The sequence below is a fragment of the Nocardia sp. NPDC004582 genome (assembly GCF_053602115.1).
The window spans coordinates 20,391-27,073 of record NZ_JBSGCY010000094.1 but is presented as its reverse complement, the minus strand read 5'-3'; the positions used below and the strand labels follow the sequence as shown (position 1 = coordinate 27,073).

The following is a 6,683-nucleotide window of genomic DNA, read 5'->3' as shown; positions in this document are numbered from 1 at the left end:
AGGACGACTACGCCGAAGGCGACTATGCCGACGACGACTACGACGACGAGTACGACGACTACGACGACGAACCCGGCGAGGGCGACCCCTTCGACGAACCCGGCATCAGCGAGGACCAACTCGACGACGCCATGCGGCAGGCCGCTGACGAAGCCGCCCGCGCCGAGCGGGATGGAGCTGACGGCCTGGGAAAAGGTGAGGCGGTCCCGCCGAACGGCGCGGGACCGCAGGATCCGGCGGAGGGCGAGGGGAGCGACGCCGATTCGCCTGCCGCGGAACAGAACTCACCAGATGGCGGTAGCCCCGCCGACTCGGCCCCGGCGGGCGATCGTCACGGCGGCCCGGACTCGCTCGACGGCGGGCCGGACTCGCGCGACGGCAGCCCGGAGTCGTCCAATGGCGGCGCGGACTCGCAGGACGGTTCCCCGGGCGGCCCGAATCTTCCAGGGGGAGGCCGGAATCCCTCCGACGACCGCGCCGACCGCAACCCCGCGGCCGACCGCCCCGCCCGTGAGGGCAGCGCCGCCGCCCCCACCGCCACTCTCCCCAAACCCCCACGCTGGGAGGTCCCCGGCGTCGGTGAAGGCGCCCCCGGCCGCCGCTCGCGCGCCCGCACCCGCCAGGGTCGTATCGTCCGCGCCACCGACGACACCTCCACGGGCCTGCACCTGCTGGGCACCATCTTCGCCGCGGCGCCGCGCCAGTTCGAACGCGGCCGCCTGTCCGGCCCCCTCGCCTTCGCCCCCGGCGACCTGCGTGGCGCGTATCGCGAAGGCCGCGAGGGCAACCTGGTCGTCTTCGTCGTGGACACCTCCGGCTCGATGGCCGCCCGCGATCGCCTTTCCGCCGTCACCAATGCCGTCGTCGCCCTGCTCCGCGACGCCTACCAGCGCCGCGACAAGGTCGCCGTCATCACCATGCGCGGTCAGGAAGCCGACCTGGTGCTGCCCCCGACCTCCTCGGTCGACATCGCCGTCCGCCGCCTGGCCGACCTGCGCACCGGCGGCAAAACTCCACTCGCGCAAGGCTTGCTGAAGGCCCGCGACCTGATCCGCCGCGAACGCACCCGCGACCCGCACCGCCGCCCCCTGCTGGTCCTGCTCACCGACGGCCGCGCCACCGGCGGCACCGACCCGGTCCCGCGCGCCCGCGCCGCCGCCCGCATGCTCGCCAACGATTCCGTCACCGCCATGGTCGTCGACTGCGAGCGCGGCATGATCCGCCTCGGCCTGGCCCGCGACATCGCCGCCGAACTACGCGGCGGCTACCTGCATTTGGGCGAACTCACCGGCGACGCCGTGGCGCACGTGGTGCGCGCGACCCGCGCCGCCTGAGCACGGATGCCCGCCCTCGGGCCACCGCCGTGCGGCCCGCTGAGCGGGATATGGCACGGTGAACGTCGAGAGCGGTGTGCCTGGCCGCGGTGAAAGGAGCTTCCAGCGATGCCGAAGGGTGTTCCCCTCCCGGAATCCATTCCCGATGACGGTCTGACCACGCGGCAGCGGCGCAACCAGCCGGTGCTGGCGGTCCACACCGGCCCCGGCAAGGGGAAGTCGACGGCCGCGTTCGGGATGGCGTTGCGGGCCTGGAACCAGGGTTTCGATGTCGCGGTGTTCCAGTTCGTGAAGAGCGCGAAGTGGAAGGTGGGGGAGGAGGCGGCGTTCCGCACCCTCGGGCGGCTGCACGACGAGACCGGCGCGGGCGGCGCGGTGGAGTGGCACAAGATGGGCGAGGGCTGGTCCTGGACCCGCAAGCAGAGCTCCGACGACGACCACGCGGCCGCCGCCGCCGCGGGCTGGCAGGAGATCCGGCGCCGGCTCGAGACCGAACAGCATCGCTTCTATGTGCTGGATGAATTCACCTACCCGCTCAAGTGGGGCTGGGTCGATGTGGACGAGGTCGTGGAGACGCTGCGCGACCGGCCCGGCAATCAGCATGTGGTGATCACCGGCCGCGACGCCCCGCAGGCCCTGATCGACGCCGCCGACCTGGTCACCGAGATGACCAAGGTGAAGCACCCGATGGACGCCGGCCGCAAGGGCCAACGCGGCATCGAGTGGTGAGCGGGCCCGCCATGGTGAGCCCGGCGAGCACTCCCGCCGTCGTCATCGCCGCGCCCGCCTCGGGCAGCGGGAAGACCACGGTGGCCACCGGTTTGATCGGCGCCTTGCGCCGTGCCGGGCACCGGGTCGCGCCGTTCAAGGTCGGCCCCGACTACATCGATCCCGGCTATCACGGCCTGGCCGCCGGACGCCCGGGCCGCAACCTGGACCCGGTCCTGGTCGGCGCGGACCGCATCGCACCGCTGTACCTGCACGGCAGTCGCGACAGCGATCTCGCGGTGGTGGAGGGCGTCATGGGCCTGTTCGACGGCCGCATCGACGAACACCACACCGAACCGATCGCCGAGGGCTCGACCGCCCAGATCGCGGCCATGCTCGGCGCGCCCGTGATCCTGGTGGTGGACGCCCGCGGCCACAGCCAGAGCCTGGCCGCCCTGCTGCACGGCTTCGCCACCTACGACAGCGGAATCCGTCTCGGCGGAGTGATTCTCAACCGCGTGGGCAGCGAACGCCACGAACAGGTCCTGCGCGCCGCCTGCGCCCGGGTGGGCCTGCCGGTACTGGGCGCTCTGCCTCGCCTGGCCGAATTATCCGTGCCCTCACGCCATCTCGGCCTGATCCCCGCGGTCGAGCACGGCAATGCCGCCCAGGCGGCCGTGGACGCCATGACGGATCTCGTCGCGGCGCACATCGATCTGGATGCCGTGGCCGCCCTGGCCGCCTCCAGCGTGCGGGGCACGGCGTGGGATCCGGCCGAGGAAGTGACGGTCCAGGAATCCGGCCCGGTGGTGGCCATCGCCGGGGGACCGGCCTTCACCTTCGGCTACGCCGAACACCGCGAGCTGCTCGCGGCAGCCGGAGCGCAGGTGCGCGTCTTCGACCCGCTGCGTGACGAACTGCCTATCGGCACAGCCGGATTGGTCATCCCCGGCGGCTTCCCCGAGGAACACGCCGCCGACCTCGCCGCCAATACCGGGCTGCTGGCGGCCATCGCCGACCAGGCCCGCCGTGGTCTCCCGATCCACGCCGAATGCGCCGGTCTCCTCTACTTGACCCGCACCCTGGACGGTCACCGCATGGCCGGTGTCCTCGACGTCGACGCCGAATTCGGCCCGCGTCTCACCCTCGGCTACCGAGACGCGGTGGCGCTCACCGACTCTCCGCTCTGGAGCGCGGGCGAGCGGGTCCGCGGCCACGAATTCCACCGCACCCGGCTCACCGGCGCCGGTTCGGCGGAATCCGCCTGGGCCTGGCGCTCACCCGCCGGTGAGACGGTTCGCGAAGGCGCGGTCCTCCACCGCGTGCACGCCTCCTACCTGCACACCCACCCGGCCGGGAACCCGGCGGCCGTCGGACGGTTCGTCGCCGCGGCCGCCGATTTCGCCCGGACCGATGTCACCGTCTGACCTGGCGGTCGGAGTCGGGTTGCGTCCCGGAACGACCGCCGACTCTCTCGTCGCGGCGGTGCGGGAAGTATTGGGGGACAGGCCGATCAGCCGATTGGCCACGATCGATCGGCGGGCCGGTGAGCCAGGATTCCTCGAGGCGGCGTCGCGGCTGAACGCGGAGGCCATGGCGTTCTCCGCTCCGGAATTGGCGGCCGTGCCCGTTCCCCACCCGTCGGGCCGGGTTTCGGAAGCCGTCGGCGCCGCGAGCGTCGCGGAAGCCGCGGCCGTACTGGCCGGCGGAGGCGGGAATCTGACGCTCGCCAAGACCGTGGTGTCCGGCATCGTCATCGCCGCAGTGGAGTTCGACAGAGCCTGAATTACGACACCCTGGAGTATTTCGGTGTGATCGCTGCCCCGCCCGCTGTCCGCCGAGCCGGTATCGCCCGGCTCGTCGTGGTGCTGGCTGCGCTGCTCGCGATCATGGCGATCCAGAACGGGCACTGCGCGATCGGTTCGGCGATGCCCATGGTGATGGCCGCACCCGATATGGCCGCCACCACGAACGCGGTCGTGCCGGTGAGCGCCGACTCCACCTCGATGATGACGCGCTGCTGCTCGATGTGACATGAACCCGGGGCGGGCCTACTGGCACGCCTCGGGGCGTCATCGCCGGTATGTTGGCGAGGAAACCGTCGAGAACTGAAAAGCCTTGCATCATAATGTTATTCGGCTATGAACGCCGTTTTTATCACGGTAGAATAGAGGCATGGATTCGAATGGGGTGACACTCGAGGACTGCGGTATCGCTGAACTGGCGGCCACGATCTCGACCCTGACCGAATCCATCCAGGGCGGGAAGATGACCGACTTCTCCGACGAGGATGTCGTGTCGTTGATGCAGCAGCTGGAAACGTGCAAGCGTCAATTGGCTGCATTGGATACTCGCCTGATCATCGAAGCCGGGGAAAGGTCCCTGCATTCACGTAGTGGGGCCGGGAAGATGGTGCCGTTTCTTCGGCACACCCTCGGCCTGTCGCGGTACGACGCGTCGGTGCGGGTGAAGATCACCCACCACTGCGGCGAATTCGTCCAACAGACCGGACATGTCGCCCCGCCGGTATTGCCGGTGACCGCGGAAGCGTTTGCTACCGGCGAGATCTCCCGCGATCACGTGCGCCACATCATGGACGTGATGAACCACCTGCCCGTGGACGTGCCTACCGAGGCTCGCGCGGAAGCCGAGCAGATCCTGGTCGACTACTCGCGCAACGGGTGGCCCGATGACCTGTTGAAGATCGGGCGCGACATCCTCGCGCGCCTGGATCCGGACGGGAAGGTCGTCTCCGACGCCGACCGTCGTCGCCGTCGCGGGATCACGGTGTGCCGCCCCGGTGTGGACGGCATGTCGCGCATCGAAGGGTGGATCACCCCCGAGCTGCGGGCATGTCTGGACGCTGTGTTCGCCAAGCTGGCTCGGCCGGGCATGTGCAACGTCGAGGACCCCGAAAGCCCCTCTGCCACGGGTGGGTTCATTGCCGACAGCATTCTCGACGCCGCTGCGCGTCGTGACCGTCGTGACGCGGGTCAGCGCACCCACGACGCGCTGCTCGCACTGGTACAGCCGGGTGTGAACATGCGGACCCTCGGCATGCACCGCGGCCTGCCCGTCGAGGTCGTGCTCACCATGAGCCTGACCGACCTCGAGAACGGCACCGGCGTCGCCACCACCGGCTCGGGCACCCAGATCTCCATCAACGAAGCGTTGAAGATGGCCGAAGGCACCAAGCCGGTCATCGCGGTCCTCGACGGCGACGGAATGCCGCTGTACCTGCGGCGTTCCCGCCGCACCGCCAACCGCGCCCAACGCCTGGCCCTGTTGGCCAGAGACAAAGGGTGCACCCGCCCGGGGTGTGAACAACCCGCGAACATGTGCGCCGCGCACCACGTCACCGATTGGGCCAAGGGTGGTCCCACCGACATCAACAACCTCACACTCGCGTGCGATCACTGCCATGCGTTGATCAACGATGGCCCCGACGGCTGGAAAACCGTTGTGATGGGTAAAGACTCGCCCTATGCGGGCCGGACGGGGTGGATTGCGCCGAAGAGTGTTGATCCCACTGGTACCCCGCACGTGAATGATCGTCATCATGTGGGGCAGGCGATCGCTGCTGCGATCGATTCCAGTTGCCGAACGTGGCGCTCACGGGCCGCGTGAATCCCGGCTGCTCGTGTCGCACTGGCGTGCGCAAAACAACGGGAAGTGTGGTCGCCTCGCCTGCCCTGCCGGACTGGGGCTGACGCCGGGCCGGGATCCGTCAGCCTGCGATCCCAGCACACAGACCGCACGCATCACCAACTCGAGACAAGAACAAGAACCCAAAGACCTCGAGACATCAACCATTTCGAACTCTTCGAAACCAAGCCCACCCGCTGCCTTTCCCCTACACCGGGACGATGCACGGCCGAACCTCGAGGGGGCTGGAAGGTGAGGCGGCCCAACAGACTCGGCCACCTTGTCTTCCTTTTCCTGTCTTCACCGGTGGTGGCTGGTAGGTGAGGCGGCCTCCTGAACCCGGCCACCCTCTCTTCCTTTTCCTGTCCCCACTGGTGGTGGCTGGTAGGTGAGGCGGCCTCCTGAACCCGGCCACCCTCTCTTCCTTTTCCTGTCCCCACCGGCGGAGGCTGGTAGGTGAGGCGGCCTCCTGAACCTGGCCAACTCTCTTCCTTTTCCTGCCCCACCGGCGGAGGCTGGTAGGTGAGGGGTCTTCGCAAGAGCGGCCACCGCCCTCCTCCAGGCGTCTTTCATCTTTGTTCGCTTTGGTCTTTGGCCTCCGGCCTTTCCCGATCTATCTTGTGCCATGTGGCCGACCCCACCCCCACCCTCACCCCGGACCGCTGGCGCACCTTCCTCACCTGGTGGCGCTTCTGGGGACTCCTGGGTTTCTGCGGCTCGGCCTTCCTGACCTTCCTGATCATCAGCGATCTGGACGGCGTCCCCGCCTACTGCGGCTGGCGCCACCCCTGCCCACCATGGATCACCCTGACCATCGGCGCGTTCCCGCTATACGTATGGGCGGCAGGAGGAGCAGCCACCTGGCAGATCGGACGAATGGCCCGCAGGAGAGGCTGGCGCCCGTCCGTGGGCATCCCGATCGGCGCACTGATCTTCTTCCCAGGCCTACTCCTGAGCCTCTACATCGTCTACCACTACTGGTGGCCGAACGGCTGA

7 protein-coding genes are annotated in these 6,683 nt (G+C 69.0%); all 7 read left to right on the top strand.

The genetic code is table 11. The annotated features are described in order from the left end of the window. The coding region (locus ACWELJ_RS23495) for a VWA domain-containing protein (RefSeq protein WP_452368281.1) at positions 1 to 1,334 on the top strand (1,334 nt) is incomplete at its 5' end. Positions 1,335 to 1,442: 108 nt separating this feature from the next. Further along, on the top strand, positions 1,443 to 2,063 hold the full coding sequence (gene cobO, locus ACWELJ_RS23490; RefSeq protein ID WP_452368280.1) for a cob(I)yrinic acid a,c-diamide adenosyltransferase: 621 nt from the start codon (positions 1,443 to 1,445) through the stop codon (positions 2,061 to 2,063). A gap of 11 nt (positions 2,064 to 2,074) precedes the next feature. Continuing rightward, on the top strand, positions 2,075 to 3,469 hold the full coding sequence (locus ACWELJ_RS23485) for a cobyrinate a,c-diamide synthase (protein ID WP_452368284.1): 1,395 nt from the start codon (positions 2,075 to 2,077) through the stop codon (positions 3,467 to 3,469). Beyond that, complete coding sequence (locus tag ACWELJ_RS23480; RefSeq protein WP_452368279.1) at positions 3,456 to 3,827, top strand: cobalamin biosynthesis protein; 372 nt, start codon at positions 3,456 to 3,458, stop codon at positions 3,825 to 3,827. The genes ACWELJ_RS23485 and ACWELJ_RS23480 overlap by 14 nt, the downstream gene beginning before the upstream one ends. A gap of 26 nt (positions 3,828 to 3,853) precedes the next feature. After that, entirely contained in the window at positions 3,854 to 4,075 is a 222-nt protein-coding gene (locus ACWELJ_RS23475; RefSeq protein WP_452368278.1) for a hypothetical protein, read from the top strand. Positions 4,076 to 4,217: 142 nt separating this feature from the next. Next, positions 4,218 to 5,669, top strand: coding sequence for a DUF222 domain-containing protein (locus ACWELJ_RS23470; RefSeq protein ID WP_452368277.1), 1,452 nt, complete (start codon positions 4,218 to 4,220; stop codon positions 5,667 to 5,669). Between the two features lie 645 nt (positions 5,670 to 6,314). Continuing rightward, positions 6,315 to 6,683, top strand: a complete 369-nt coding sequence (locus tag ACWELJ_RS23465; RefSeq protein WP_452368276.1) for a hypothetical protein — start codon at positions 6,315 to 6,317, stop codon at positions 6,681 to 6,683.